The organism is Pseudomonas sp. S3_C06, assembly GCF_054667675.1.
Map to the genome: position 1 here is coordinate 2,136,017 of NZ_CP162747.1, position 24,202 is coordinate 2,160,218.

The 24,202-nt window shown below is 60.3% G+C and carries 24 protein-coding genes; 3 read left to right on the plus strand and 21 right to left on the minus strand.

The window, feature by feature from the left end:
• Positions 1–54: 54 nt before the first annotated feature.
• From plsX to AB4N44_RS09300, 3 genes are read right to left on the minus strand one after another with little or no spacing between them, the layout of a single operon-like run.
• Positions 55–1,065, minus strand: a complete 1,011-nt coding sequence (plsX, locus tag AB4N44_RS09290) for a phosphate acyltransferase PlsX (RefSeq protein WP_150775179.1) — start codon at positions 1,063–1,065, stop codon at positions 55–57.
• A 4-nt stretch (positions 1,066–1,069) separates the two neighbouring features.
• Positions 1,070–1,252, minus strand: a complete 183-nt coding sequence (rpmF, locus tag AB4N44_RS09295) for a 50S ribosomal protein L32 (RefSeq protein ID WP_003179396.1) — start codon at positions 1,250–1,252, stop codon at positions 1,070–1,072.
• Between the two features lie 13 nt (positions 1,253–1,265).
• Positions 1,266–1,793: a YceD family protein gene (locus AB4N44_RS09300; RefSeq protein ID WP_038364482.1), complete on the minus strand. Its 528-nt coding sequence runs from the start codon at positions 1,791–1,793 to the stop codon at positions 1,266–1,268.
• Between the two features lie 105 nt (positions 1,794–1,898).
• Between AB4N44_RS09300 and AB4N44_RS09305 the strand changes: the two genes are divergently transcribed.
• The gene (locus AB4N44_RS09305; RefSeq protein WP_460109173.1) at positions 1,899–2,477 is read left to right on the plus strand and encodes a Maf family protein; all 579 of its coding nucleotides are present in this window, start codon (positions 1,899–1,901) and stop codon (positions 2,475–2,477) included.
• 86 nt (positions 2,478–2,563) lie between these two features.
• Here the strand turns inward: AB4N44_RS09305 and sppA are convergent, their stop codons facing one another.
• The 3 genes from sppA to rluC are packed head-to-tail and all read right to left on the minus strand — an operon-like array spanning position 2,564 to position 5,186.
• Positions 2,564–3,553, minus strand: a complete 990-nt coding sequence (sppA, locus tag AB4N44_RS09310) for a signal peptide peptidase SppA (protein ID WP_273915748.1) — start codon at positions 3,551–3,553, stop codon at positions 2,564–2,566.
• A 24-nt stretch (positions 3,554–3,577) separates the two neighbouring features.
• Complete coding sequence (locus AB4N44_RS09315) at positions 3,578–4,240, minus strand: HAD-IA family hydrolase (protein WP_053122618.1); 663 nt, start codon at positions 4,238–4,240, stop codon at positions 3,578–3,580.
• Entirely contained in the window at positions 4,227–5,186 is a 960-nt protein-coding gene (rluC, locus tag AB4N44_RS09320; RefSeq protein WP_038364486.1) for a 23S rRNA pseudouridine(955/2504/2580) synthase RluC, read from the minus strand. The genes AB4N44_RS09315 and rluC overlap by 14 nt, the downstream gene beginning before the upstream one ends.
• Positions 5,187–5,885: 699 nt before the next feature.
• Here rluC and rne point away from each other — a divergent pair.
• Positions 5,886–9,122, plus strand: a complete 3,237-nt coding sequence (gene rne / locus AB4N44_RS09325) for a ribonuclease E (RefSeq protein WP_460109170.1) — start codon at positions 5,886–5,888, stop codon at positions 9,120–9,122.
• Between the two features lie 270 nt (positions 9,123–9,392).
• Here the strand turns inward: rne and AB4N44_RS09330 are convergent, their stop codons facing one another.
• From AB4N44_RS09330 to AB4N44_RS09385, 12 genes are all read right to left on the minus strand, one after another.
• On the minus strand, positions 9,393–9,989 hold the full coding sequence (locus AB4N44_RS09330; protein WP_460109167.1) for a nucleotidyltransferase family protein: 597 nt from the start codon (positions 9,987–9,989) through the stop codon (positions 9,393–9,395).
• Positions 9,986–10,966 carry an XdhC family protein gene (locus tag AB4N44_RS09335; RefSeq protein ID WP_316916917.1) on the minus strand — a complete coding sequence of 327 codons (981 nt, stop codon included), beginning with the start codon at positions 10,964–10,966 and terminating at the stop codon, positions 9,986–9,988. The genes AB4N44_RS09330 and AB4N44_RS09335 overlap by 4 nt, the downstream gene beginning before the upstream one ends.
• Complete coding sequence (locus tag AB4N44_RS09340; RefSeq protein ID WP_460109164.1) at positions 10,966–13,287, minus strand: xanthine dehydrogenase family protein molybdopterin-binding subunit; 2,322 nt, start codon at positions 13,285–13,287, stop codon at positions 10,966–10,968. Before AB4N44_RS09340 ends, AB4N44_RS09335 begins: the two co-directional genes overlap by 1 nt.
• On the minus strand, positions 13,284–13,754 hold the full coding sequence (locus AB4N44_RS09345; RefSeq protein ID WP_003227073.1) for a (2Fe-2S)-binding protein: 471 nt from the start codon (positions 13,752–13,754) through the stop codon (positions 13,284–13,286). The genes AB4N44_RS09340 and AB4N44_RS09345 overlap by 4 nt, the downstream gene beginning before the upstream one ends.
• Positions 13,755–14,068: 314 nt before the next feature.
• A complete protein-coding gene (murB, locus tag AB4N44_RS09350; protein WP_460109162.1) occupies positions 14,069–15,088 on the minus strand; it encodes a UDP-N-acetylmuramate dehydrogenase in 1,020 nt (339 codons plus the stop codon).
• Positions 15,085–15,549 (minus strand): low molecular weight protein-tyrosine-phosphatase, encoded by a 465-nt coding sequence (locus AB4N44_RS09355; RefSeq protein ID WP_127929342.1) that lies wholly within the window; start codon positions 15,547–15,549, stop codon positions 15,085–15,087. The genes murB and AB4N44_RS09355 overlap by 4 nt, the downstream gene beginning before the upstream one ends.
• The gene (kdsB, locus tag AB4N44_RS09360; protein ID WP_127929343.1) at positions 15,549–16,313 is read right to left on the minus strand and encodes a 3-deoxy-manno-octulosonate cytidylyltransferase; all 765 of its coding nucleotides are present in this window, start codon (positions 16,311–16,313) and stop codon (positions 15,549–15,551) included. The genes AB4N44_RS09355 and kdsB overlap by 1 nt, the downstream gene beginning before the upstream one ends.
• The gene (locus tag AB4N44_RS09365; RefSeq protein WP_003174668.1) at positions 16,310–16,495 is read right to left on the minus strand and encodes a Trm112 family protein; all 186 of its coding nucleotides are present in this window, start codon (positions 16,493–16,495) and stop codon (positions 16,310–16,312) included. Before AB4N44_RS09365 ends, kdsB begins: the two co-directional genes overlap by 4 nt.
• 21 nt (positions 16,496–16,516) lie before the next feature.
• On the minus strand, positions 16,517–17,527 hold the full coding sequence (gene lpxK, locus AB4N44_RS09370) for a tetraacyldisaccharide 4'-kinase (RefSeq protein ID WP_150750552.1): 1,011 nt from the start codon (positions 17,525–17,527) through the stop codon (positions 16,517–16,519).
• Positions 17,527–17,955: an ExbD/TolR family protein gene (locus AB4N44_RS09375; RefSeq protein WP_127929345.1), complete on the minus strand. Its 429-nt coding sequence runs from the start codon at positions 17,953–17,955 to the stop codon at positions 17,527–17,529. Before AB4N44_RS09375 ends, lpxK begins: the two co-directional genes overlap by 1 nt.
• Complete coding sequence (locus AB4N44_RS09380; RefSeq protein ID WP_007908216.1) at positions 17,952–18,587, minus strand: MotA/TolQ/ExbB proton channel family protein; 636 nt, start codon at positions 18,585–18,587, stop codon at positions 17,952–17,954. Before AB4N44_RS09380 ends, AB4N44_RS09375 begins: the two co-directional genes overlap by 4 nt.
• Positions 18,588–18,687: 100 nt before the next feature.
• On the minus strand, positions 18,688–20,922 hold the full coding sequence (locus AB4N44_RS09385; RefSeq protein ID WP_460158206.1) for a DNA internalization-related competence protein ComEC/Rec2: 2,235 nt from the start codon (positions 20,920–20,922) through the stop codon (positions 18,688–18,690).
• A 136-nt stretch (positions 20,923–21,058) separates the two neighbouring features.
• Between AB4N44_RS09385 and AB4N44_RS09390 the strand changes: the two genes are divergently transcribed.
• On the plus strand, positions 21,059–21,577 hold the full coding sequence (locus AB4N44_RS09390; RefSeq protein ID WP_007908202.1) for a DUF2062 domain-containing protein: 519 nt from the start codon (positions 21,059–21,061) through the stop codon (positions 21,575–21,577).
• A gap of 135 nt (positions 21,578–21,712) precedes the next feature.
• On the opposite strand, the gene AB4N44_RS09395 is transcribed toward AB4N44_RS09390, so the two are convergent.
• The 3 genes from AB4N44_RS09395 to AB4N44_RS09405 form a co-directional block, all read right to left on the minus strand.
• Positions 21,713–22,492 carry an ABC transporter permease gene (locus AB4N44_RS09395; protein ID WP_008087860.1) on the minus strand — a complete coding sequence of 260 codons (780 nt, stop codon included), beginning with the start codon at positions 22,490–22,492 and terminating at the stop codon, positions 21,713–21,715.
• On the minus strand, positions 22,489–23,421 hold the full coding sequence (locus tag AB4N44_RS09400) for an ABC transporter ATP-binding protein (protein ID WP_127929347.1): 933 nt from the start codon (positions 23,419–23,421) through the stop codon (positions 22,489–22,491). Before AB4N44_RS09400 ends, AB4N44_RS09395 begins: the two co-directional genes overlap by 4 nt.
• A gap of 123 nt (positions 23,422–23,544) precedes the next feature.
• Positions 23,545–24,168, minus strand: a complete 624-nt coding sequence (locus AB4N44_RS09405; protein ID WP_460109158.1) for a glutathione S-transferase family protein — start codon at positions 24,166–24,168, stop codon at positions 23,545–23,547.
• Between the last annotated feature and the right edge of the window lie 34 nt (positions 24,169–24,202).

Consider the following 24,202-nt stretch of genomic DNA (forward strand, 5'->3'; position numbering starts at 1 on the left):
TGGATGGCCCTTTGAACCGGGCGGTCACATTTAAGCATTGTCCGACGAAAACGCCTAAGACAACAAATCCTCCAGACGACCGTGGAGGCGCTCAGGAAGATTTTCCTGAATCTCGATCAGCGCACGCGAAATAGCACTCTGAAAGCCCTGAACCCCAGCCGAACCGTGACTTTTTACGACGATGCCCTGCAAACCGAGGAAGCTTGCGCCGTTATGTCGCGCCGGCGCCAGATCCGCCTGCAAACGCTTCATCAAAGGCAACGCCAAAGCCCCCACTGCACGGGAGGCCAGATTCTTTTTGAACAGCGCCTCAATGCGCGCAGCAATCATCGTCGCCAGGCCTTCGCTGGACTTGAGCAGGATGTTGCCGACGAAACCGTCACACACCACGACATCGGCCTCGCCACGATACAAACCGTCGCCTTCGATGAAGCCGATGTAGTTGATGCCACGCGCAGCCTGCAACAGCGTCGCGGCCAGTTTGACCTGCTGATTACCCTTGATGTCTTCGGTGCCGATGTTCAACAGTGCCACGCGCGGGCGATGGATGCCCAGCGTCTGCGCCGCCACCGAACCCATCACCGCAAACTGCAGCAGATGCTCGGCGCTGCAATCGACATTGGCGCCCAGATCGAGCAACTGACAAAAACCCTTTTGCGTCGGAATCGCCGCCACCATCGCCGGGCGATCGATACCCGGCAACGTCTTCAGCACAAACCGCGACAGCGCCATCAACGCACCGGTATTGCCGGCACTGACGCACGCTTGCGCCTTGCCATCACGCACCAGCTCCAGGGCGACACGCATCGACGAGTCCGGCTTGCCGCGCAAGGCCTGGGTCGGCTTTTCGTCCATGGTGATGACTTCGCTGGCCGCAACAATCGTCAGGCGCGCGCGATCGGCAGCCGATTGGCCGTTGATCAATTCTTCAAGAAGGGAGGGTTGACCGACAAGGGTCAGATGCAGCGAGGGCGTAGCAGACAGGCAAGCAAGGCTGGCCTGAACAATGCTGCGGGGACCGAAGTCCCCGCCCATTGCGTCAATCGCGATGACTTGAGCGGACAAGTGATTACTCGTCAGCGCCCTTGTCGATCACTTTACGGCCACGGTATACGCCTTCTGGCGATACGTGGTGACGCAGGTGAACTTCACCAGTGGTTTTTTCTACAGACAGGGTGCTAGCCTCGAGAGCGTCGTGCGAACGGCGCATGTCACGGGCAGAGCGGGATTTTTTGTTCTGCTGAACAGCCATAATTGATTAACTCCTAAACGTTTGGGTCACGCTTTAACTGCGCCAATACACTGAACGGGTTGGACCGCGTTACCTCGTCCTCGCTCGGTTCGGGCTCATCTGCTCCCGCCGGCTGCTGGCATTCTTCCGGATGATGAGCAGGCACAATAGGCAAAGCGAGCAAAAGCTCTTCTTCGACCAGTGACTGCAGATCCAATGGATCTTCGCCCAGTTCCAGCACGTCATAACCTTTCGGTAACGACTGGGTATTCGCACCCTCCTTCACTACAGCGTAACTGCATTCGCTGTGGATCGGCAGGGTGACCAGCTCAAGACAACGCTGGCAAACCATTTTGACCTCGGTGTCGATAAAGCTGTGGATCACCACAGATTTACGTTCATCTCGTTCAAAAACGAATTTCGCCTGCACCGTACCGACATCGTCGGAAAGCGGGTCGCAGAGTCTCTTCAAATCGGCCAGCAGCAGTTCACCTTGAAGGGTGGTGCCACGGTCAGCCAATTTGCGCGGGTCAACGTGAGGTGGAATCGGGTCATTCAACATAGGCGCAGCATTATAGGGATGCACCCACCCATGTCAAAGGAAATTGTGCCCTGTCCGTCACTTGCGTGCCTCCGCTAGAATTCGCACCTGCCTCAGGAGACGCGAATGCTGCCTTTATTACTCGCTTCAAGCTCGACCTATCGTCGGGAATTGCTCGCCCGCCTGCACCTGCCGTTCGTCTGCAGGTCGCCGGATATCGATGAAAGTCATCGCCCGGGCGAGTCTGCCATCGAACTGGTCAAACGCCTTGCCGAGCAAAAAGCCCGGGCGCTGGCTGACAGCCATCCCGCTCATCTGATTATCGGCTCGGATCAGGTAGCCGTCCTCGGCGAACAGATCATCGGCAAGCCGCATACCTTCGAGAAGGCTCGCGAGCAACTGATGGCCGCCAGTGGCGCCAGCGTGACATTCCTGACCGGCCTTGCGCTGCTTAACAGTCAGACCGGCCAGTGCCAGGTCGATTGCGTGCCGTTCACGGTCCACATGCGCACGCTGGATCAGGCAAGCATCGAACGCTATTTGCGCATTGAACAGCCTTACGACTGCGCAGGCAGCTTCAAGGCGGAAGGCCTCGGTGTGAGCCTGTTTCAATCTACCGAAGGCCCTGATGCCACCAGCCTGATCGGCCTGCCGCTGATTCGCCTGATCGACATGCTACTGGTTGAAGGCGTGCAGATCCCTTAAAGCAAAAGATCGCAGCCTGCGGCAACTCCTACACCGATCTCTGTAGGCGCTGCCGCAGGCTGCGATCTTTTGATCTTTACAACGAACTAACGCAACGAAGGTCCGTGGAAACCCATCCACATCGCCAATTGCTCTGCCACGCTGGCACCGAGCTTCTTCGAGAAGCGATCGAACGGCGATTCTTGAACGGTGAAATCCACCAACTCTTTCTCGCCAATCACGTCCCGCGCCACCGAACTGGCATTGCCCAGCCCGTCGATCAGACCCAGCGGCAGCGCCTGCTCGCCTGACCAGACCAACCCGGAGAACAGCTCTGGATGATCCTTGTCTTTCAGACGATCGCCACGACCCTGCTTGACGCTGTTGATGAACTGCTTGTGCGTGGTATCGAGCACACTCTGCCAGAACGCGGTTTCTTCAGGTTTCTGCGGCTGGAACGGATCCAGGAACGATTTGTGCTCGCCCGAGGTATATGTACGACGCTCGACACCCAGCTTTTCCATGGTACCGACAAAACCGTAACCGGCCGCCGTCACACCAATCGAACCGACCAGACTGGCCTTGTCGGCGTAGATCTGATCCGCCGCGCTGGCGATGTAATAGGCACCGGACGCACCGAGATCGGAAATCACCGCATACACCTTGATCTCCGGATGCAGGCCGCGCAGGCGCTTGATCTCGTCATACACGTAACCGGACTGCACCGGACTGCCGCCCGGGCTGTTGATCCGCAGGATCACACCCTTGACCTTCTTGTCCTCGAACGCTGCCCGCAGACTGCCGACGATGTTATCGGCACTGGCCGGCTCTTTGTCGGCGATCACGCCAGTGACGTCGATCAACGCGGTGTAGTTAGGCCCGCGAGTAGCGCTCTTTTCCATGTCCATCAGCGGCGTGAACAAAATCAGCGCCACAAACAGATAAACAAACGTCAACAGCTTGAAGAAAATCCCCCAACGGCGCGAGCGACGCTGTTCCTGCACGCCGGCGAGCAGCGTTTTCTCCAATAGCTTCCAGCTTTTCTGGTCACCGTCGTCGGCACTTGCCTTGGCCGGTGCTTTCCATTCGTCGGTCATGCCATCCACCCCAGCAAAAACGTATTAAGCCTGCTGCGCCAGCCAGGCGTGTAATTCAGAAAAACGGTCGATCGACAGGCGCGGTTCGAACTGCTGCAGCGATTCGATCGATTGCGCGCCGTAACTGACCGCCACCGAATCCATCCCCGCGTTACGCGCCATCAGCAGGTCGAAGGACGAATCGCCGACCATCAGCGCCTGCTCCGCACGCACGCCGCAATGCGCAAGGATCTGCTCCAGCATCAGAGGATGCGGCTTGCTTGCAGTTTCATCGGCAGCACGGGTGATATCGAAATAATCTTCCCAGCCATTGGCCTTGAGCACCCGATCCAGCCCGCGACGATTCTTGCCCGTCGCGACAGCCAGGTGATAGCCCTGCTCGCGAAAGGACGCCATCGACTCGACTACACCTTCGAACAGCGGCGAAGGCACGGCTTCTGCGGCGATGTAGTGATCGGCGTAATACTCGCGAAACAAGGTCATTTCGGCGTCGCTGATTTCCGGGTACAAGGTGCGAATCGCTTCGGGCAAACCCAGACCGATGATGCCTTTGACGGCAAAGTCATCGCGCAACTCGAAACCGGAACGCCCGGACGCCGAATGCATCGCTTCGACGATCCGGTGAATGGAGTCGGCCAGCGTGCCGTCCCAATCGAAAATCAGCAGCTTGTAATCAGATGGGCGCACTCAATCGCTCCACGGTCTTGGCCCACATTTCATCGACCGGCGCCTGCAAGGTCAGCTTGCCGCCATCGGGCAGCGGCACGGTCAGCATGTAAGCGTGCAGGAACAGGCGCTTGCCGCCCAGATCGCGGATTTCCTTGGTGAAATCCTCGTCGCCGTACTTGCTGTCACCAGCAATGCAATGGCCGGCATGCAAAGTGTGCACGCGAATCTGGTGGGTGCGGCCGGTAACCGGTTTAGCCTCGACCATGGTGGCGAAATCACCGAAACGGCGCAGCACCTTGAACATGGTCAGGGCTTCTTTGCCCTCTTCGTTGACTTCAACCATGCGCTCGCCGGAACGCAGATTGCTCTTGAGCAATGGCGCACTGACTTTCTTGATCGAGGTCGCCCAGTTGCCGCGCACCAGCGCCATGTAGCGCTTGTCGACGCCATCGCCGCGCAATTGCTCGTGCAAGTGACGCAACATGCTGCGCTTTTTGGCGATCATCAGCAGGCCGGAGGTGTCACGGTCGAGACGGTGAACCAGTTCCAGCTCTTTGGCATCGGGACGCAACTGACGAAAGGCTTCGATCACGCCGAAATTCAAACCGCTGCCACCGTGAACCGCAATGCCGGCGGGCTTGTTGATCACGATCAGGGCTTTGTCTTCGAAGACAATCGAGGCTTCCAGGCGCTGCAACAGGCCTTGGGCCAATGGCACCGGCTCATCGCGCTCAGGCACGCGAACCGGCGGCACGCGCACGATATCACCGGCCTGCAGCTTGTATTCGGGCTTGATCCGACCTTTGTTCACGCGCACTTCGCCTTTACGCAAAATGCGGTAAATCAAGGTCTTGGGCACGCCTTTGAGCCGGGCGAGGAGAAAATTGTCGATTCGTTGGCCGGCATACTCCGGCGAGACTTCAAGCAATTGAACGCCTGGAGTCGAAGGGGCAGTAGTTGTCATGCCGCGGATGATAACAATTTTTATGGAATTGAAGCACTTAATCATTGCTGCTATAGTCGCGAACGCCGCCAAAAGCGGCCTGGACAGAGGAACCACGGTCAAAAACCGGCCCTGACCAACGCAATTCACCAGGACGCGAGGCCGTCCTACGGGGCTTTCGCTACGTAACGGTGGAGTTTGCAGTTGTAACAAGCGCAGGTGACATGAGGCCTGAATTACACCGCCGAGCAGAGTTTTTACTCGCCTGGCAGGCACACATTCAAGGCCAGTTCACAAAGTGCAGTCAGCTGCAGATGACCCCGAGCGAATGCTTCGGAAACAACGCCTGAATTAGCCATGATGCGTGACCTCCCCTTTCGGAGCTCACGGTAAATGCCAACCCGCTGCGGATTCTGCGCGCGGCAGCACCCGAATTATCAGGGATACGTGTAGGGTGGAGATGCACAACCGCTGGACTGTGTAGCAATAGGCTTTATCAAGACGCTTCATCTCGTCCACAGCCGCTGGTTGATTCCTCCTCCTGACTGAGTGCTTAAGTAGCCACAGCAAGCAGGACGCGTACGTCGCTATATCGGCCCAATTGGCCGCATATCGCTGGACACGGGAATGGCCAACCACTCCCGACGCACCTGACACCGACCGTGAGAAGTCGTGTGTGCCGAACGCCGTTTCCGGCAGCCCGGAAACCGACGGTACTACATGAAAAGAATGCTGATTAACGCAACTCAACCCGAAGAGTTGCGTGTTGCACTGGTAGATGGCCAACGCCTCTACGACCTGGACATCGAATCCGGTGCACGCGAGCAGAAGAAGGCCAACATCTATAAAGGCCGCATCACTCGCATCGAACCAAGCCTTGAGGCTGCCTTTGTCGATTTCGGCTCCGAGCGCCACGGCTTCCTGCCCCTCAAAGAAATCTCCCGCGAATACTTCAAGAAAGCCCCTGAAGGCCGCGTCAACATCAAGGACGTCCTGAGCGAAGGCCAGGAAGTCATCGTTCAGGTCGAAAAAGAAGAACGTGGCAACAAGGGCGCCGCCCTGACCACCTTCATCAGCCTGGCCGGTCGTTACCTCGTGCTGATGCCGAACAACCCGCGTGCCGGCGGTATCTCCCGTCGCATCGAAGGCGAAGAGCGCAACGAACTGCGTGAAGCGCTGAACGGTCTGGTTGCGCCAGCCGACATGGGTCTGATCGTGCGCACTGCCGGCCTGGGCCGCAGCAGCGAAGAAATGCAGTGGGACCTCGACTACCTGCTGCAACTGTGGACCGCCATCAAAGAAGCCTCGCTGGATCGCTCCGCGCCTTTCCTGATCTACCAGGAAAGCAACGTAATCATCCGCGCCATCCGCGATTACCTGCGCCAGGACATCGGCGAAGTGCTGATCGACAGCGTTGAAGCCCAGGACGAAGCCCTGACCTTCATCCGCCAGGTAATGCCGCAGTACGCCAGCAAGATCAAGCTGTACGAAGACAGCGTGCCGCTGTTCAACCGTTTCCAGATCGAAAGCCAGATCGAGACCGCTTTCCAGCGCGTCGTTGAACTGCCCTCCGGCGGCTCCATCGTTATCGATCCGACCGAAGCCCTGGTGTCCATCGACATCAACTCGGCGCGCGCCACCAAAGGCAGCGACATCGAAGAAACCGCTCTGCAGACCAACCTTGAAGCCGCCGAAGAAATCGCCCGTCAGTTGCGCCTGCGCGACATCGGCGGCCTGATCGTCATCGACTTCATCGACATGACCCCTGCCAAGAACCAGCGCGCCGTGGAAGAGAAAGTCCGCGAATGCCTGGAAGCCGACCGCGCCCGCGTGCAGATCGGCCGCATCTCGCGCTTCGGCCTGCTGGAAATGTCCCGTCAGCGCCTGCGTCCATCCTTGGGCGAAAGCAGCGGCATCGTCTGCCCGCGTTGCAACGGCACCGGCATCATCCGTGACGTTGAATCGCTGTCGCTGGCGATCCTGCGCCTGATCGAAGAAGAAGCCCTGAAAGACCGCACTGCCGAAGTGCGCGCTCAAGTGCCGATCCCGGTCGCTGCGTTCCTGCTCAACGAAAAACGCAACTCGATCACCAAGATCGAACTGCGCACCCGTGCCCGCATCATCATTCTGCCGAACGACCACCTCGAAACCCCGCATTTCGAAGTTCAGCGTCTGCGTGATGACAGCCCGGAAGCCGCGACCAACCAGTCCAGCTACGAAATCGCTGCTGCCGCTGCCGAAGTCGAAGAAGTCCAGCCAGCCGCTGCGACCCGTACCCTGGTTCGCCAGGAAGCCGCAGTCAAGACTGCGCCGGCCCGCGCCAACGCTCCGGTTCCGACCGAAGCTGCCGCACCTGTCGCCGCTGCACCGGCTCCCGTTGCTGCACCAGAGCCAAGCCTGTTCAAGGGCCTGGTGAAATCGCTGGTCAGCCTGTTCGCCACCAAAGAAGAGCCAACTGCTCCGGTTGTGGTTGAAAAACCAGCCAGCGAGCGTCCGGCCCGCAACGAAGAGCGTCGCAACGGTCGTCAGCAGAGCCGCAACCGTAACGGTCGCCGCGATGAAGAGCGCAAGCCGCGCGAAGAACGTGCACCGCGTGAAGAGCGCGCCCCACGTGAGCCGCGCGAAGAGCGTCAGCCACGCGAAGCCCGTGAAGTCCGCGAGCCTCGTGAAGCCCGTACCGAAGCACCGGCAGCCCGTGAAGAACGCGCACCTCGCGCTCCGCGTGAAGAACGTGCTCCTCGTGCACCGCGCGAAGACCGCAAGCCACGTGGCGAGCGTGAAGAGCGTGTACGTGAACTGCGCGAGCCTCTGGACGCCGCTCCAGTTGCTCCAGTTGCTGCAGTCACCGCAGCCGTTGCCGCTGAAGAGCGTCCGGCCCGTCAGCCACGTGAAGAGCGCGCACCGCGTCCGCCGCGTGAAGAGCGTCAACCACGCGCCGAGCAGGCCGCTGCTGCCGTCGCTGAAGAAGAAGTGAACATCAACGAAGAGCAACTGCCGGAAGACGGTTCGGAGAACGCCGAGGGCGATCGCCCACGTCGTCGCTCGCGCGGTCAGCGTCGTCGCAGCAACCGTCGTGAGCGTCAGCGTGATGCCAACGGCAACGTGATCGAAGGTTCGGAAGAATCCGAGTCCGGCGAAAACGCTGAAGAGCCAAGCACTGCCGATCTGGCTGCCGGCCTGGCGGTGACTGCTGCTGTTGCCAGCAGCGTGATCAGCGCTCCGGCTGAAGCACAAGCTCACGAGCAAGCAGAGCGCGCCACTGCCGCCGTTCAGGAAACTGCTGCTGTGGAAGCGCCGGTTGTTGAAGCGACCACTCCGGTAGAAGTGGTTGCTGCTCCGGAAGTCGAAGTCGCACCGGTTCAGGAAACCCTGCCTCAGGTCGAGCCAGCGCCAGTTGTGTTCGCCGAACCGGTGGTTGAAACCGTCGCTGAAACCGTGACCGAAACCGTGCGTGAGGTTCGCGAAGAACAAACCGCTTTCAACTGGGTTGCCGAGCCAACCGTGACTGAAGTACCAGCACCTGCTGCTGAAGCTGAAGTCCCGCAAGCGATGGTTTCCGAGCCAGTGGTTGCGGCTGCCGAACCTGCTCCAGCGCCAGTCGTTGAAGCACCGGTTGTTGAAGCTCCGGTCGTCGAGGCGCCTGTAGTGGCCGAAGCACCAGCCCCGGCAGTTGAAGCACCGGCTCCGGTCAGCGCCCTGACGCCAAGCGGCCGCGCGCCGAACGACCCGCGTGAAGTGCGTCGTCGCAAGCGTGAAGAAGAGCGTCTGCAGAAGGAAGCCGAACTGGCTGCCGCTGCTGCTCCTGTTGCTGAAGTGGTCGAGGCAGCGCCTGCCCCGGTCGCTGAAGAAGCGGTTGTCGAAGCAGTGATCGCTGAAGCGCCACGCTCCGTTCAGGACGCGGTCGAGCAGCACCAAGAGGCCGAGGAAAAAGAACACGAGCCTAAACCACTCGTGTAATTTCCAAAGCCGTTAAAAAGCCCCGCCCGGTGAAAACCTGGCGGGGCTTTTTTATGCCTCGATTTTTTGTGGTGGACTCTAGACCCAACCCCCTCACCCCAGCCCTCTCCCCACGGGGCGAGGGGGAAAGGGAGCCGATCTCCGTGTGCTTCAAGGCCAGAGTTCGACTCGAAGTTTCAGGTCGGTGTAGCTCGAAAGAACACCTCGGTCAGTCCCCTCTCCCTCTGGGAGAGGGTTAGGGTGAGGGCTTCTAAGGAATTCACACAGATCTCAAGACGAGGCAAAAACCAAAGCCTCAGGCACATCGATATCCCACAGAACACCTGGGTCATCGACAGCAATCTCCACCACCCTGCCCTGCTTGAACAAAGGCCTGGCCCCACGATCACCGCTCAACCCCTGCAACCCCAAACCAAACGATCGCCCAAACCCCACCGGATGGCCAAACTCGCCATCCTGCACCGGCACGCTCACCGCATCGTCAGCAATCGCCGCAACCACCCGCTCGATACTCGACGGCAAGATAAACGGCATATCACCCAGCACAATCAACCAGCCATCGGCATCCGGGCAAGCTGCAACCCCGGCGGCAATGCTGTCACCCATTCCGGTCGACTCGATCGAAACAACCTCACAGCCATACGCCTGTGCCATGCGCATTGCCTGCGGCCGCGCTTCAGTGGTGACCAATACACGCTTAACAAGACCGGCCGGCAGATTCACCAACACCTGCTCGATCACCGAACGCACCGCACCATCACGCCCGGTGCAGTCCGCCAGCAACTTGTCCTTGTCCGCACCCGCCACCTGGCGAAAGCGACTGCCCTCGCCCGCTGCCAGCACAATCACTGCAATGGATCGACTCATGCGCCCTCCAGTGTTTTCTTCTGCTTCAACTCGACGCCGTTCTTGATCGCGACGATTTCCGCCAGCAAGGACAAAGCAATTTCTGCCGGCGAATGACTGCCAATGTGCAAACCGATCGGGCCATGCAGTCGATCGATCGCCTGCACCGATAAGCCTAGCTGAGCCAGATTCTCCCGGCGCTTCTGACTGTTGACCCGCGAGCCGAGCGCCCCCACATAGAAGGCTGGCGAATCCAGCGCCGTCAGTAACGCCATGTCGTCCAGACGCGGATCATGGGTCAACGCGACAATCGCTGTGCGCTCATCGGTCTGAATGCTCAACACCGCGTCATCCGGCATGCCCGGGACGAAGCGACCGTGGTGCTCTTCCCAGCCGTAAACGAATTCGCTGCGCGGGTCGCAGATCAGCACTTCGAAATCCAGCAGTCGCGCCATGTCCGCGACGTAGCGCGACAACTGCCCGGCACCGATCAACAACAGACGCCAGCGCGGGCCGTAAATGGCGCGCAGGGTTTTGCCATCGAATTCCAGCGAATCGGATTTACTTGCCGGGGACAGAAACACTTCACCGGTGTCGATGTTCAACTCGCGAGCAACAATCTCGTGGGCCTCGCAACGGGCCAATAGTTCGGCAACCCACGCAGGGTCGCCAACGCGCTCTTCGGTCAGGCGCAACGTGCCGCCGCAAGGCAAGCCAAAGCGCGCCGCCTCCTCTCGCGTCACGCCATAAGTGATCAACTGCACCGGCGGCCCGTCGGTGGCGATGCGGCCGTCGTGCAGACGGGCGATCAAGTCATCCTCGACACACCCGCCCGACACCGAACCAATCACCACGCCATCCTCGCGCAACGCCAACATGGCACCGGGTGCGCGGGGCGCCGTGCCCCAGGTTTGCACCACACTGAACAGCACCACCCGCTGTCCGGCGCGGCGCCATTCGAGGACGCTGCGCAGGACATTGAGGTCGACGCTGTCCATTACGCCTCTGCCTTCTGCCAGCCCTGCAACTGATAACGCACCGGCAGATTGCGAATGCGCTTGCCGGTGGCGGCGTAGATCGCGTTACACAAGGCTGGAGCAATCGGTGGCACGCCCGGTTCGCCGACACCGCCCAAGGGCACGTCGCCCGGCGGTGTCACCAGATGCACGGCAACTTCCTTCGGCGCCAGCGACATGCGCGCCACTTCATACATATGGAAGTTATCCTGCTGGACCTTGCCGTCCTTGAAGCTGATTTCGCCCAGTACTGCGTTGCCCAGGCCCATCACACAAGCACCTTCGAACTGCGAGCGAATGCGCTCGGGGTTGATCTGCGGCCCGCAATCGACGGCGATGTCAGCCTTGTGCACGATCAGCGTACCGTCGTCTTTTACTTCAACCTCAATCACCGCCGCCACGTACGTGACGAAGCTGTAATGCACCGCCAGGCCAAGACCACGGCCCTTGGGCAGTTTGCGTCCCCAGCCAGCAGCTTTGGCTGCGGTTTCCAGCACGGTGCGCATGCGCCCGGTGTCGATCGGATAACGCTCGGGAGATTCGCCATAGTTCCACTCTTCGCTCAGCGTGCGCGGGTCGATCTGACGATCAGGGCCAAGCAGTTTGATCTGGTATTTGAGGGGATCCTCACCAGCCTTGTGCGCCAGCTCATCGACGAAACTCTGGATCGCGAAACCATGGGGAATGTTCGATACCGAGCGATACCAGCCAACCCGCGTGTGCACGGTGGCTTCGGGGTTTTCCAGGCGCACATTGGGAATCGCGTAGGCCATGTTGGTGAAGCCCATGCCCAGTTCGAATGCCGCTTCATGGTTCATGCCCGGCGCGAATAACGCAGTGATGCTCGGTGCCACGGTGCGATGCAGCCAACCGGACGGCATACCGTCCTTGCCCACGCCCGCCTTGAGGTACTCAGCAGACACGGTATGAAAATACGAGTTGTGGATGTCATCTTCACGCGTCCACTGCACCCGCACAGCTTTGCCGGGGAACTCCTTGGCGAGGATCGCCGCTTCGACGACAAAGTCCGGTTTCGACTTGCGACCGAAACCACCGCCGAGCAGCGTGACATTGAAAGTGACGTTATCGAACGGCAGCCCAAGACGCTCGGCAATGCGCTCGCGGGTGACTTGTGGCGCCTGACTCGGTGCCCACGCTTCGCAAACGCCGTCCTTGTAACGGGCGATGGCGACCATCGGCTCCATCGGCGACTGTGCCAGATGTGGCAAATAGTACGACGCTTCGAGCGTACTCGCGGCGCCGCTCAGGGCCTTGTCGATATCGCCGGTGTTGCGCACCACTTTGCCGGGCTTGAGCGATGCGGCTTCCAGCTCTTTGCGATAGGCGATCGAGTCGTAACTGGCGTTCGGGCCGTCATCCCATTCGATCTTCAGCGCCTCACGGCCCTTGATCGCTGCCCAGGTATTGCTGGCCACCACGGCCACACCGCCCAACGGTTGGAATTCCGAAGGCAACGGGCGGCTTTCAATCTGGATTACTTTGAGCACGCCGGGGACTTTCAGCGCAGCGCTGTCATCCACCGATTTGACCTTGCCGCCGTACACCGCCGGACGAGCGATGGTCGCGTACAACATGCCATCGAAATGCACGTCGGCGCCGTACACCGCACGACCGTTGACGATGTCGTCACCGTCGATGGCTTTGGTGCCTTCCTTGCCGATGTAACGGAATTCCGACGGTTGCTTGAGGCGCAGGCTGTCGCGCGCCGGTACTGCCAACGCACTGGCTGCGGCGGCCAGCTCGCCGTAGCCCAGCTCTCGGCCGGACGGTTTATGGATGACTTTGTGCAACTGCGCGTGGCATTCGCCCACAGGCACTTTCCACTGCGCAGCGGCAGCTTGCTCGAGCATGGTTCGCGCCGCCGCGCCGCAACGCCGCATCGGCTCATACCAGTGGCGCATGCTGCGCGAACCGTCGGTGTCCTGGTTGCCGAAACGTACTTCATCACCCGGCGCCTGCTGCACTTTGACGTGCGCCCAATCGGCCTCCAGCTCATCTGCGACAACCATGGTCAGACTGGTGCGCACGCCCTGGCCCATTTCCGAACGGTTGCACACAACGGTGACGGTGCCGTCGGCGGCGATGCTGACGTAGACCTTCGGATCATCAATCCAGCCGTTGGGCATGCCATCGGCGCCGAACTGTTTCGGTTTGTCTTCGGCCAACGCATCCTGCCAGCCCCAACTCGCGGCCAGCACCAGCGCACCAGTGGCGCCGACGCCTTTGAGAAAACCGCGACGGCTGAGATTGCTCAGGGCGAAATCATTCGGAAGACGGCTCATGCCTTGGCCTCCTTCAAATGGGTGGAGGCTTGGCGGATCGCGGTCTTGATCCGGTTGTAAGTGCCGCAGCGGCAAATGTTGCCAACCATGGCTTCCTCAATCTGCTCGTCGCTCGGGTTCGGGTTGGTTTTGAGCAATGCCGTGGCCGACATGATTTGCCCGCCCTGACAGAAACCGCACTGCGCGACGGCTGAGTCGAGCCAGGCTTGCTGGACCACCTGCCCCACCGGGTCAGCATGAAGATTGTCGATGGTGGTGACGTTCTGCCCGATCACCGAGCCGATCGGCGTGATGCAACTGCGCGCCGGCAAGCCATCGATGTGAATGGTGCAGGCGCCGCACAGGCCCATGCCGCAACCGAATTTGGTGCCGTTGTAACCGGCGACATCACGAATCGCCCACAACAGCGGCATGTCTTCAGTGACATCGAGGGGATGGTCTTGACCGTTGAGTTTCAGGGTAATCATGGGCACGCCCGCATATTTTTAGTGGTTATGGGGTCGAGCAATCTGCCGCCGGAAAATCAGCGGTGTGGTTCACGCAGATCGACTCAGGCTAATCAGGCTCTCTTGTGCCGACGCGAACGTCTGCACCGGGCCTTTGGTGGAGCAAATGACGGTTATCGTTAGCTCGCTAAGTTAACCCAACATTAACGAAAAAGCCCTGCTGAGACAGGGCTTTTCAGTTGCAAGCTTTTAGCTACAAGCTGCAAGTAAAGGCAGTAGCTGGCTCACCATCAAGATTGTAGCTTGCCGCTCAAAGCTTGAAGCTCGCAGCTGCTTCAATACCGATTGGGCTCCATTTCCAGCTCGACATTGAAACGTTCTGCAATGTCTTTCTGGATGCGTTGCGCCAGATCGAGCAATTGCAGACCGGTCGCGGCGCCGTAGTTGACCAACACCAGCGCCTGCAATTTATGCACGCCGGCATCGGCCTCACGGAAACCTTTCCAGCCAGCGCGCTCGATCAACCAGCCAGCAGCCAGTTTCATTTGCCCGTCCGGTTGAGCGTAAGCCACTACATCCGGGTGCTGCGTTTTGATTTGCGCGACGACGGCCGCCGACACCAGCGGGTTCTTGAAGAAGCTGCCGGCATTACCGAGCACTGCCGGATCCGGCAGTTTTTCACTGCGGATGCTGCAGATGGCGCGGCTGACGTCACTTGGCGTCGGCTGCTCGATGCCCTGCTCGGTCAGGCGCTGACGCACCGGGCCGTACTCCAGATGCAGATGCGCGACGCGATCGAGCGTAAAACGCACGCGCAAAATCAACCAACGCCCAGGCTGCTGTTTGAACAGGCTGTCGCGGTAGGCAAAGTTGCATTCTTCCAGGGTGAAATCACGTAGCTCGCCAGTCTGGCGATCCAGCGCCGTGAGCCCGGCAAACACATCCTTGATCTCGACGCCGTAAGCGCCAATGTTCTGCATTGGCGCAGCGCCGACAGTGCCGGGAATCAGGCTGAGGTTTTCCAGTCCGGAAAAGCCCAGCGCCAGCGTGTGCTGAACAAACGGATGCCAAGGCTCGCCAGCTTCAGCTTCGATTACCACACGGCTGCCGTCATCGCTGATCACGCGGATCCCGCGCGTCGCCATGCGCAGCACCAGCGCCGGGATATCCGCCGTCAGCAGCAAGTTGCTGCCACCGCCGATTACCAGTAACGGCACGTCGTGCGCGCTGGCATACGCCAGTGCTTCACGGACATCGGCATCGCTGTGGGCTTCGGCGAACAGTTGCGCGCGCACATCGACGCCAAAACTGTTGAACGGTTTCAGGGAAACCTGTGGTTGCACCTGCAAACTCATAACCGGCCCTTCACTTCGATCAACAATTGGTCACAAGCCGCTTCGATCAGATCCAGCACCTGCTCGAACCCCTGATTGCCGTCGTAATACGGATCCGGCACCTCATCGACCAACCCGGCATAACGGCGCAGGAACAGATCCAGTTCGGCCTTGCCAGTGGACGGTTGCAGCGCCTTGAGGTTGCGCAGGTTGCTGTTGTCCATCGCCAGAATCAGGTCATAACTGGCGAAGTCGGCGCGGCTGACCTGCTGCGCGCGTTGCGCCGACAGGTCATAGCCGCGCACTTTGGCCGCGGCCTGACTGCGTTTGTCCGGCGGGTTGCCGACGTGCCAGTCACCGGTGCCAGCCGAGGCCACTTCGACCTGATCCGCCAGCCCTGCGGCACGCAACTTGTGGCGCAACACGCCTTCAGCCGTGGGTGAACGGCAAATGTTGCCCAGGCACACAAACAGAACGCGCATCAGGCCCCCAGCAGGCGACGAACGCGCTCGAGGTCTTCGGCAGTGTCGACGCCAGTTGGCGGTGCGATCAGCGCATCGGCGACATGAATCCGCACGCCATGCCACAGGGCACGCAGTTGCTCGAGGGATTCAGTGTTTTCCAGCCAGCACGGGCCCCAGCTGACGAAGTCCTGGAGGAAACCGGCGCGGTAGGCATAGATACCGATGTGACGACGGTACGGCACGCCTTCAGGCAATTGCTCGCGGCTCTTGGCGAATGCATCGCGCGCCCAAGGCAAGGTCGAACGGCTGAAGGTCAGCGCCAGACCGTTGAGGTCGCTGACAACCTTGACCACGTTCGGGTTGAACAGGGTTTCCACGTCCTCGATCGGCTCGGCCAGCGTGGCCATGCGCGCTTCGGTGTGGGCGGCGAGGTTGGCGGCGACCTGATCGATCACGCTCGGTGGAATCAGCGGCTCGTCACCCTGCACGTTGACCACGATCGCGTCAGGCTCAAGGCCCAGTTTCGCCGCGACTTCGGCCAGACGATCGGTGCCGGAATTATGGTCTTCACGGGTCAGCACCACTTCGGCACCAAAAGCCTTGCAGGCCTCGACGATGCGCGCGTCGTCAGTCGCGACCACGACGCGGGTCGCGCTGCTTTTGCTCGCCTGTTCCCAGACGTGCTGGATCATTGGCTTGCCGGCGATGTCCAGCAGCGGTTTGCCCGGCAGACGGGTCGAGGCGAAACGCGACGGGATGACAACGGTGAAGGCAGTGGTCATTTATCCAGACGCTCGTCGGTGGTCAGAGTGCGGGCTTCGCTTTCGAGCATCACCGGGATGCCGTCGCGGATCGGATAGGCCAGACCGGCACCCTTGCTGATCAGTTCGGTCTTGTCGGCGCTGAGCTTGAGCGGGCCTTTGCAGATCGGGCACGCGAGGATGTCGAGCAATTTGGTGTCCATGAACATTCCCTGAGTAAAGAGTTAAGGCAAAAGCCGATCGGGCAACAGACGCATCAGTTGTGTGTCGAACCAGGCCACGAAGGCCGGCGACGGCACGGCATCGACCGCCAGATACCACCAGTCGGCAGCAGCGAAGGCACGGCACTTCACCGCATCCTTTTCAGTCATCACCAACGGCAATGACGGTGTGAAATTCAACGCCTGCACGCTGTATTCGGCGTGATCGGCAAACGCATGGGGGATTGCCCGCCAGTCTAGCGCTTCGAGGGTATTGAAGAAACGTTGCGGATTGCCGATCCCGGCGACCGCATGCACGCTTTGACCGGACGGAAAATGCTCGAGAGATTTGCGCTCGCCGCTGCGCAGGTTGACCAGCGCCGTCGGCTGCAGGCGAAAGGCGAAACCGTCGTCACGGTCTTCAGTCGCACCATTGAACAGCACGCCGTCGACGCTTTGCAGACGTTCGATCGGTTCGCGCAACGGTCCGGCAGGCAAGCAGCGTTTGTTGCCCAGACCACGGGCGGCGTCGATCAGCACCAGCTCCAGATCCCGCGCCAGACGGTAATGCTGCATGCCGTCGTCGGAGAGGATCAGATCCAGCGGCTCACTGGCGAGCAAGGCTTTGACAGCGGCGCTGCGATTGGGGTCGATCATCAGCGGCACGCCGGTGCGCTGGACGATCAGCAGCGGTTCGTCGCCAGCGATATCGGCGGTTTGATCGGCCTCAACGCGCCACGGCAACTGCGCGGGTTTGGCACCGTAACCACGGCTGACCACGCCGACGCGCAAACCGCTGCGCCGGCAATGTTCGATCAGCCAGAGAATCATCGGCGTTTTGCCGGTGCCGCCGACGGTGATGTTGCCGACCACGATCAGCGGCACTGGCGGCTGGTAAATCTCGCCTTCACCGTCGAGAAAGCGCTGGCGTTTACCCACCACCACGCGGCGGTACAACATTTCCAGCGGCCGCAGCAACGTCAGGGCCGGGTGCCCCTGATACCACGCAGCGAGCAAACGATCGGACAGGCTCATCAGGATTTGGGCGCCGCCTCGACCGTGGTCATGCGCAGATGGCTGAAACCGAGCTTGCCGGCCGCGTCCATGGCGGTGATCACGGATTGATGCTGAGTCTTGCCGTCAGCACTGATCGACAACGGCATGTTGGTGTCACCGTTGGATTCTTTCTGCATGGCTTCCATCAATGTCGCCAGATCGTTCTTCGGCAGAATCCTGTTGTTCACCGAAAACACGCCTTCGGCGCTGATAGCCACGTCGATCTGCTTGAGCTGCTGATCTTCGGCCGGAGAGCCGCTGACCGCTTCCGGCAGGTCGACGCGCAACTGGGTTTCACGGGTAAACGTGGTGGTCACGACGAAAAACAGCAGCAGAATGAACACCACGTCGATCAGCGACGCGAGGTTGATATCGATGGTTTCCCGAGGCTTGCGACGGAATTTCACGCGCGGCCCTCGGCCAGGTCGACGTCACGGTCACCCTGCACCACTTCAACCAGTTTGATCGCTTCCTGCTCCATGCCCACCACCAGTTCATCAATGCGGCGTTGCAGGAAGCGGTGGAAGAACACCGCCGGAATACCGACCATCAGGCCTGCTGCTGTGGTGATCAGCGCCTTGGAGATACCACCCGCCAGCACCGAAGCATTGGTGGTCATACCGGAACCGGTGAATGCGCTGAAGATATCGATCATGCCCAGCACCGTACCCAGCAGACCGAGCAGCGGCGACATCGCGGCGATGGTGCCCAGCGCATTGACGTAGCGTTCGAGTTCGTGGATGACGCGGGCGGCGGCTTCTTCAATGCACTCTTTCATGATCTCGCGACCATGCTTGGAGTTGGCCAGACCGGCGGCGAGGATTTCCCCCAGCGGCGAATTGGCGCGCAATTCCTTGAGTTTTTCTTTATTGAGCTGCTTGTCCTTGATCCAGACCCAGACCTGGCCCAGCAGATGCTCGGGGGTGACGCGACTGGCGCGCAGGGTCCACAGGCGTTCGGCGACGATCGCCATGGCCGCGATGGAGCTCAGAATGATCGGCAACATCATCCAGCCGCCGGATTTGACCAATTCCCACACAGTGACAGTCCCCTCGAAAAAGTGCGCCACTTTACCATACCGATCGACGATTAAGACCCGCCGCCCCGACGACCGTGATACCCATTGACTCATGCCCCGATCAGCGGGCCAGCGCGGGCGGATCACGCCAGAAACGCCGCTGATGACGCATTGTGCGAGGCGGCGCGAAGGTGCCCAGTTGCACCTGAATGGCACCCTGCTCGGCGCTGTCGTAAATGCGCAGTCCCTGTTTGCGATAACGCGCCAGCACGGTCGGGTGCGGATGGCCGAAGGAATTGCCCTGCCCACGGGAAATCAGCACGGCTGCGGGTTGCAACACCTTGAGCAGCGCCATTGACGACGAACTGCGGCTGCCGTGATGGGGCGATTGCAGCCATGGCGTCGGCACGGCCAATGGACTGTCGAGCAGCGCACGTTCGGCGTGGGTGTCGATATCGCCGGTCAGCAACAGACGCTCGCCATTCGCCTCGATCTGCAAGACGCAGGAGCGCTGATTGCTGTCGCGGGCGTCCGCCCATTGCCAGAGTTGAAAAGCGACCCCGTCCCACTGCCATTGCCGGCCGCTTTCGCAGGCTTCGGCGCTCAACGCCTCAGGCAGTCCCGCCGGGTCACCGCTGATCACGCGATCGACGGTCAAACCACGGGTGATCGCCAGAGCGCCACCCGCGTGATCGGCATCCGCATGGCTGAGCAGCATCAGATCGAGTTTTTCCACTCTCAGTTTGCGCAACGCGGGCAGCACCACCCGCTCGCCGAGATCGAAATCACCAGAGCGTGGCCCAGCGTCATAGAGCAACGTGTGATGGCGGGTGCGGATCAGGATGGCCAGGCCTTGGCCGACATCCAGTTGCCGAATCTCGGCCAATCCCTCATCCAGCCGTTCGCGTGGCGGCACCACCAGCAGCAACAGCAATGGCCAGCCCAGCGGGCGCATTGGCACGCCGCGCGGCAACACCAACAACACCGCGCCGAGACCGCCAGCAGCCAAGAACCAGGCGGGTATAGAGGGTGCGATCCATGCAGGCCAATGCCCGGCCATTATCGCCAGCGCGCGAAACAACCCGTCGATCAAACCACCGGCCAGCCACAGCAGCCCTTCGCCGACACAGGGTATGGGCAACAACATCGTCCCGAGCAACGCCGGCGGCAGCACGACAAGACTGACCCAAGGCACTGCAAGCAGGTTGGCCAGTGGCCCGCTGAGACTGATCGGCAGGTTCAATGCCAGCAACACCGGGCACAAACCGATCGCAATCAACCATTGCGCCCGTGTCCAGGTATGCCACCAGCGCCACGCGCCCAGGCGGCCGCCAAAGGTGAAAATCAACACCGCCACCGCCGCAAACGACAACCACAAACCCGGACGCAAACTCGCGAGCGGATCCAGCAACAGCACACCATTGAACGTCAGCAGCAGCGGCCACCATGCCCCCAGATGGCGAAAGCGCAAACGCCACAACAGTACCAGGCCGACCATCACGCAGGCGCGCTGCACCGGCACGTCAAATCCGGCAAGCAAGGCGTAACCCAGCGCCGCCGTAAACGCCAGCCCACAGGCCCATGGCAGCCACGGCCAACGCAGCGGCCACAGGCCAAATCGCGCCAACCCTGCAACCAGCCAATACATCACCGCCGCCAGCAAGCCGATATGCTGACCGGAAATCACCAACAAGTGCACGGTGCCGGTGTCCTGCAGAATCTGCCAATCCTCGCGACTGAGCCCGGACCCATCACCCAACACCAATGCGGCCAGAACACCGGCCCGACCGTGCGCATCCACTGCAAGCAGGCGCTGACGAATGCTGTCGCGCCAGGCCCAACGCGCTTCGCTCAGGCGTTGACCATCCTTGACTGTGCCGGTCGCACCGATGCGTTGCGCCAGCAGCCAAGCCTCGTAATCGAAAGCGTCCGGGTTGAGCAAACCACCGGGACGCTTGAGCTTGACCGCCAAGCGCCAGCGCTCGCCACTGTTGACCGGCGGCCCGGCGTACCACGCGAGTCGCATCAGCGATGGCAGTTTTTCGTGACGTGAGCGTGCATCAGCCAACTCGAAACGCACCACACCGTCGCCGTTCTGCGGCAACCCGACCACCCGCCCTTCGAGCCAGCGGGTTTCGCCATCCAGTTCGGCCGGCAAGCGATCATTCAACGCCCATTGCGCACCGACGCTGGCCCAGGTGAAACCCAGCAGAAAAATCGCCAATGGATAGCTGCGAAACGGCAGCAACATCAAAGCCGTCACCGGCAACAACAGCATCAACCAGACCGGCGGTAAGGCCGGCATAAAAACCGGGGCCAGCAGACCGACTGCCAGCGCCATCATCCCTGTGCGCATAAGCCCGTCCTTGAGAGTCCCGCACTTAGGCATAGCGGGTGTCGGGCACGTGCGTCGTCAACAATTGTCACAAAGTCTGAATGGGCGCTTCGTAGAATCCAGACATACTTGCCGCCTTAACCGACCGAGAAGCCTTATGCCCCGGCGCTTATTCAAACGTTACATGCCCGATCCGACGAGCATCAGGGAACACAAATCCTTACGCTTTCTCGGCAAGTTGCTGCATGACCCGAACCTCTGGCACCTCAATCGTCACTCGGTTGCGCGGGCGATGGCGGTCGGCCTGTTCGCCGCATTCCTGCCGATTCCGGCGCAGATGCTGGTGGCCGCCGCCCTTGCCGTCATGGTGCGGGGGAACATGCCGATTGCTGTCAGTCTGGTGTGGCTGACCAATCCGATCACCATGCCGGCGGTGTTCTTCTGCACTTATCAGGCCGGGGCGTTTTTAATGGACGTGCCCGCCCGGCATCTGCCGGATGAGCTGACCTGGGAATGGATCAGCGGCGAGTTGTCGACGTTGTGGCAGCCGTTTCTGCTTGGTTCGGTAGTGGTCGGCTTGGTGCTCGGCGCCCTCGCCTATTGCCTGGTAATGATGTACTGGCGCTGGTGGGTCGCGCGGCAATGGGCGCGGCGCAAGAAAAGTCGCATGCGCTGAATGCAAAACGGCCTCCGCAGTGGGAGGCCGTTTTGATTTGTGGCGTCTGTATTGGCCCTATCGCGAGCAGGCTCACTGGAATGCGTTCCCCTGTGGGAGCGAGCCTGCTCGCGAAGAAGTCGATGCGGTTCTGGATCAGGTACGCATACCACGCCCACTCACCAGCAACCGCGCACAACCGAGATACAACACCACCGTCGCCACCAGCATGAAGGTGATCGCGATACCAATCTTGATATCCGACACACCCAGAATCCCGTAACGGAACGCATTGACCATGTGCAGCACCGGGTTGGCCAGCGACACGGTTTGCCAGAATGGCGGCAGCAGCGTGATCGAATAGAACACCCCACCCAGGTACGTCAGCGGCGTCAGCACAAAAGTCGGGATGATCGAAATATCATCGAAATTGCGCGCAAATACCGCGTTGATGAAGCCCAGCAGCGAGAAAATCGTCGCCGTCAGCACCACCACAAGGATGGTCACCCCGAGGTGATGCACCTGCAAATGGGTGAAGAACAGCGACAGAATGGTCACGATCACGCCGACCATCAGGCCACGCAACACGCCGCCAATGGTGAAGCCAATCAGAATCGTGTGCGGCGACACCGGCGAGACCATCAGCTCTTCGATGGAACGCTGGAACTTGCTGCCGAAGAAACTCGACACCACGTTGCCGTAAGAGTTGGTGATCACCGACATCATGATCAGCCCCGGCACGATGTACTCCATGTAAGTGAAGCCACCCATGTCGCCGATTTGCCGACCGATCAGATTACCGAAGATCACGAAGTACAGAACCATGGTGATCGCCGGTGGCAGCAACGTCTGCGGCCAGATCCGCGTGAAGCGTTTGACCTCGCGGTAAACGATGGTCTGCAGGGCGACGAGGTTGGGACGGAATTCGGAACTCATACCGCCACCTTCGACAGATTTTTCTCCACCAGGGACACGAACAACTCCTCGAGGCGATTGGTTTTGTTGCGCAGGCTCAGCACTTCAATGTTCTGCTGCGCCAACTGGGTGAACAACGCCGTAATGCCCATGGATTTGTCGACCTGAACTTCCAGGGTGTGGCTGTCGATCAACCGGGCCGGATAACCGAGCAGTTGCGGCGCGGCGCTCAAGTCGTTTTTCAGGTCCAGCAAAAAGGTTTCCACGTGCAACTGGCCCAGCAATTGTTTCATGCTGGTGTTCTCGACGATGGTGCCGTGGTCGATGATGCCGATGTTGCGGCACAACTGCTCCGCCTCTTCCAGATAGTGCGTGGTGAGGATGATGGTGATGCCTTTCTGGTTCAGTTCGGTGAGGAACGTCCACATCGAACGACGCAACTCGATATCGACGCCTGCAGTCGGCTCATCGAGGATCAGCAGACGCGGTTCATGCACCAGCGCACGGGCAATCATCAGACGGCGCTTCATGCCGCCGGACAACGAACGCGACGGCACATCGCGCTTGTCCCACAGGCCCAATTGCGTCAGGTACTGCTCGGCGCGTTCCTTGGCGATCTTCGCCGGAATGCCGTAGTAGCCGGCCTGAGTCACGACGATGTCGAAGGTCTTTTCGAACTGGTTGAAGTTGAATTCCTGAGGCACCACGCCGATCGAGCGCTTGAGCTGCGCAGGATTTTTGTCCAGGTCATGACCGAAGATATTCACCGTGCCGCTGGTTTTGTTCACCAGGGTCGAGAGAATGCCGATGGTCGTGGATTTGCCAGCACCGTTGGGGCCGAGCAAGGCGAAAAAATCACCTTCGGCAACGTCCAGATCGATACCACTCAAGGCCTGGAACCCGTTGCCATAGGTTTTGGTTAGCTGCCGGATGGACAGAGCGGAACTCATATCTGATTTACGCACCATTGAAGGGAAAAAGGAGACGGCGGCGAAGGATCGAACCGCAGCGCAAGTGCGCAATGGTGCTTGCCGCCGCCGTACAAGTACAGTCAAGTGTGTCGATAGTAGGTATTAAGTCAACGCGGTCATGACGGCTTTCTGGTAAGCCGGACGCTGCTTCAGGCGCTCGTACCAGGCTTGCAGATGCGGTTGCGGGGCGCGTTCGATGGGCATCTTGAACCAGGCATAAATGAAACTGCCGAGCGGGATGTCACCCATGCCGATGTCTTTTCCGGAAAGGTAAGGCTGACTGGCCAAGGCACTGTCTGCCATGCTCAGCAACTCGCTGCATTCCTTGATCGCGGCATTGATCGCCGCCCAGTCCTGCGTGTCCGCAGGCGTGCGCAACACGCCCCAGAACACCGTGCGGAAAGGCCCGGCGAAACTCGAGGTGGTCCAGTCCATCCACTTGTCAGCGATAGCGCGGGCTTGCGGATCCGCCGGATACCAAGCGCTGTCGGGCGCATGCCTGGCCAGCAGATAGCGCACGATGGCGTTGGATTCCCACAACACGAAACCGTCGTCTTCAATCACCGGCACCCGACCGTTCGGGTTCATCGCCCGGTACTCGGGCGTGTCGACTACGCCAAACGCGCCACCGGCATCAATCGCCTCGTAAGCCAGACCGAGTTCCTCGGCGGCCCACAATGGCTTCCTGACATTCGATGAGTTTTTCCGTCCCCAGATCTTCAGCATGACCGCCTCTTTTCAAATGCGTGGGCAGGCAGCA

Coding starts and splice junctions, on each gene's coding strand:
- rpmF (WP_003179396.1), bottom strand. CDS start 1,252: ATGGCTGTTCAGCAGAACAAAAAATCCCGCTCTGCCCGTGACATGCGC.
- AB4N44_RS09300 (WP_038364482.1), bottom strand. CDS start 1,793: ATGTTGAATGACCCGATTCCACCTCACGTTGACCCGCGCAAATTGGCT.
- AB4N44_RS09305 (WP_460109173.1), top strand. CDS start 1,899: ATGCTGCCTTTATTACTCGCTTCAAGCTCGACCTATCGTCGGGAATTG.
- sppA (WP_273915748.1), bottom strand. CDS start 3,553: ATGACCGACGAATGGAAAGCACCGGCCAAGGCAAGTGCCGACGACGGT.
- rluC (WP_038364486.1), bottom strand. CDS start 5,186: ATGACAACTACTGCCCCTTCGACTCCAGGCGTTCAATTGCTTGAAGTC.
- rne (WP_460109170.1), top strand. CDS start 5,886: ATGAAAAGAATGCTGATTAACGCAACTCAACCCGAAGAGTTGCGTGTT.
- AB4N44_RS09330 (WP_460109167.1), bottom strand. CDS start 9,989: ATGAGTCGATCCATTGCAGTGATTGTGCTGGCAGCGGGCGAGGGCAGT.
- AB4N44_RS09335 (WP_316916917.1), bottom strand. CDS start 10,966: ATGGACAGCGTCGACCTCAATGTCCTGCGCAGCGTCCTCGAATGGCGC.
- AB4N44_RS09340 (WP_460109164.1), bottom strand. CDS start 13,287: ATGAGCCGTCTTCCGAATGATTTCGCCCTGAGCAATCTCAGCCGTCGC.
- AB4N44_RS09345 (WP_003227073.1), bottom strand. CDS start 13,754: ATGATTACCCTGAAACTCAACGGTCAAGACCATCCCCTCGATGTCACT.
- murB (WP_460109162.1), bottom strand. CDS start 15,088: ATGAGTTTGCAGGTGCAACCACAGGTTTCCCTGAAACCGTTCAACAGT.
- AB4N44_RS09355 (WP_127929342.1), bottom strand. CDS start 15,549: ATGCGCGTTCTGTTTGTGTGCCTGGGCAACATTTGCCGTTCACCCACG.
- kdsB (WP_127929343.1), bottom strand. CDS start 16,313: ATGACCACTGCCTTCACCGTTGTCATCCCGTCGCGTTTCGCCTCGACC.
- AB4N44_RS09365 (WP_003174668.1), bottom strand. CDS start 16,495: ATGGACACCAAATTGCTCGACATCCTCGCGTGCCCGATCTGCAAAGGC.
- lpxK (WP_150750552.1), bottom strand. CDS start 17,527: ATGAGCCTGTCCGATCGTTTGCTCGCTGCGTGGTATCAGGGGCACCCG.
- AB4N44_RS09385 (WP_460158206.1), bottom strand. CDS start 20,922: ATGCGCACAGGGATGATGGCGCTGGCAGTCGGTCTGCTGGCCCCGGTT.
- AB4N44_RS09390 (WP_007908202.1), top strand. CDS start 21,059: ATGCCCCGGCGCTTATTCAAACGTTACATGCCCGATCCGACGAGCATC.
- AB4N44_RS09395 (WP_008087860.1), bottom strand. CDS start 22,492: ATGAGTTCCGAATTCCGTCCCAACCTCGTCGCCCTGCAGACCATCGTT.
- AB4N44_RS09400 (WP_127929347.1), bottom strand. CDS start 23,421: ATGAGTTCCGCTCTGTCCATCCGGCAGCTAACCAAAACCTATGGCAAC.
- AB4N44_RS09405 (WP_460109158.1), bottom strand. CDS start 24,168: ATGCTGAAGATCTGGGGACGGAAAAACTCATCGAATGTCAGGAAGCCA.